Source organism: Microvirga tunisiensis, from assembly GCF_009296175.1.
GTDB lineage: Bacteria > Pseudomonadota > Alphaproteobacteria > Rhizobiales > Beijerinckiaceae > Microvirga > Microvirga tunisiensis.
On sequence record NZ_VOSK01000572.1, the window covers coordinates 1 to 2668 of the forward strand.

The 2668-nt window shown below is 65.2% G+C and carries 2 protein-coding genes and 1 pseudogene; 1 reads left to right on the forward strand and 2 read right to left on the reverse strand.

Going from position 1 to position 2668, the window contains the following annotated elements; genetic code table 11:
- A pseudogene (locus FS320_RS41420) lies at window positions 1–427 on the forward strand (integrase core domain-containing protein); the annotation flags it as partial.
- 38 nt (window positions 428–465) lie between these two features.
- On the opposite strand, the gene FS320_RS41425 reads toward FS320_RS41420, so the two are convergent.
- Window positions 466–942, reverse strand: coding sequence for a helix-turn-helix domain-containing protein (locus FS320_RS41425; RefSeq protein WP_202882963.1), 477 nt, complete (start codon window positions 940–942; stop codon window positions 466–468).
- A gap of 379 nt (window positions 943–1321) precedes the next feature.
- A complete protein-coding gene (locus FS320_RS41430) occupies window positions 1322–2434 on the reverse strand; it encodes an IS110 family RNA-guided transposase (RefSeq protein ID WP_152718391.1) in 1113 nt (370 codons plus the stop codon).
- Between the last annotated feature and the right edge of the window lie 234 nt (window positions 2435–2668).

Genomic DNA, 2668 nt, shown 5'->3' on the forward strand with positions numbered 1-2668 from the left:
GCCGTGGCAGCCGCCCTCAATGCAAGGCCGAGAAAGACGCTGGGCTGGAGATCCCCTGCCGAGGTGCTTGACGAGTGGCTGCGGCAGGTCAACAGAATACGTGTTGCGACGACTGCTTGAATCCGTCCAATACGTGTCGATTAAGTACACCGAGCGCCTCACCGAGGCGGGGATTGAGCCGTCGGTCGGCAGTGTCGGGGACTCGTACGACAATGCCCTGGCGGAAACTGTCATCGGGCTGTTCAAGACCGAGGTGATCCATCGGCGCGGTCCATGGCGCTCCTTTGAGAGCGTCGAGTTCGCCACGCTCGAATGGGTCGATTGGTACAACAACCGGCGCCTGCTCGCGTCCATCGGCAGCATTCCGCCCGCCGAGGCGGAAGCCGCTTACTACGCTCAGCTTGAGGTCATGCCGATGGCCGCGTAAAATCCAAGCCCACCGGCCTCCGGAAAACTCGGCGCGATTCACCAGGTGCGGCTCTTCTGCCAGCTCAGGCCCGCCTCGTGCAGGGTGCGCCAGATCGTGAACGTGCTGACCCGCGGCAGGCCGTCAGGGGCCTGGCGCAGCGCCTTCTGCAGCAGGCTCAACGACCAGGTGGCGGTGCCGTCCTGCTCGCGCTCGGGCGCTCGCGCCCACTCGGCCAGAATGCGGTGCTGGTCCTGGGCTCCATAGCGGATCCGTGGCCCGCCGCCATGGTGGGGGCGCACGGCCGACAGTCCCTCACGGTTGAAGCGGCTGACCCAGGCCGAGATGGTCTCGTTATGCCAGCGTCCAACCAGATGCGCCGCGGCGGTGTAGCTGGCTCCATCAGCAATCGCCAGCAGCGCACGGGCGCGGTCGACCTGGGCGGCGGGAGCAGTTTGCGAGCGGCTCAGACGGGTCAGCTCCTTGTGCTCGTCCGGGGTGAGTGGGCGCAGGGGATCTTTCCGGTGGCGCGACATGGGGCACCTCGCATCCCGAGGATCACCACACCATTATACCACATTCCACGGCAAATGACCCACTCTCATGATTGCGGACAAGTAGTTTTGACATGAGGTGTCGGTCCGCCACGTGGACGCGACGGCAGAGGAGTGTGGACGGCGGATCCAGGGTGCAGGAGGTGGGACGCCAACGTCGGTCAACAAACTCTCATCCGCGGGTCAGGCCGCATGACCTTGCTTCGTTTGGGGCTGCCTCGGTCTAGAGGGCGAGCATCACAGGCTCATAGTGGAGACGAGGGCTCCCCGGCATTGTCCCACCCCCAGCGCCATGGACCGCGCCGAGGGTTCTGTGTCAGGTTCGGTCATCCTCCTCTGCTGGAAGGTTGCGGACGAATGCTCACGCGGCCTTGGAGGATTGGACCGTGCAGGCAATCGCCCAGACAAATCCGACCATCTCCCGCGCGATGGCGACGGTGACCACATTGGCGGTCTTGCCCAGGGCGGTCAGCCGCCGATAGCGGGCACACAACCGCACCTGGGCCTTCCAGGCGATCTCGCGCACCGGCTTGGGCAAGGCCTCGATCCGGTCCACCTTGTGGCGACCGACCCGCGGCTTCATGCGGTAAGCCCAGGCGCCTTCGACCAGCGCTCGCCGGGCATGGCTGTTGCCGGTCTTGGTAATGCCGCCCCGCCGGACCGTCCGGCCTGTCGAGCGCTCCCCCGGCACCAGGCCGAAATACGCCATCAGCTGGCGCGGAGTGGCAAATCGTGTGAAGTCGCCGACCTCGCTGACCAGCACCACGGCATTGATCAGCGCGATGCCGCGCAGAGCCTGCAGGGCATCAACAACCGGACGCAAGGTCCAATCCGCCAGAAGCCGCTGAATCTGCTCCTCAACCCGCTTGAGCCGCCGTTCCGCATCGCTGACGGCGTCGACATAATCCTGAAAGGCGATCTGCTGGGCGGGATGATCGAAGGCCAGGGTCGACAGCCAGCGGCGGTAGGCCACGCTCCAGGCTCTCGCAGCCCCTTGTGAGCGTCCGTGTCGCAGCAGGAAACCCTGCAGATGCTGACGGGCGCGTGTCACTATCTGGCGGACGGTGCTGCGCAAGCGGATCAGGTCACGCATGGCCTCATGAGCCGCATCCGGGACCCAGACGGACGTGAGCTCCCCGGCCCGATGGAGACGGGCCAGCATGGTGGCATCGCGGCGGTCGGTTTTGACGCGGTCCCCCGATTTGGTGGGGATCAGGGACGGGGCCACTACCTCGCAGCGGTGCCCGAGACTGGTCAGCTGGCGATGAAGACCATAGCCGCAGGGACCGGCCTCGTAGCAGAACGACAGGGTGGCGCCGGGTCGCGCAAGCCGGGTGCACAGCTTGCTGATGGCCGCCGGATCATTGGTGATCTGACCGAGGTATTCCACGGCGCCGCCGCGCCCGCTCTCGGCCACCGCAACTGAAATCTGATCCTTGTGGACATCCAAGCCCACAAATCTGGTATGCTTCATCAGGCCCGTCTCCTATGCATGAGGCTCTGCACCGGCTGTGCCGGCTTAACCCTCGTACCGTTGCATATCGGATGACGGGCCGCCCTCACGCCCAGCAATCATAGGGACTAGGGCGTGTCTGCAAAGGGGTTCCATGAGGAGCTTGGAGTTCCCATTTATCCAACGTGACACGTTACGAGTTGACGGACCGGCAGTGGCAGCGCCTTGAGCCGCTTCTGCCGCCCGAGCGGCCGC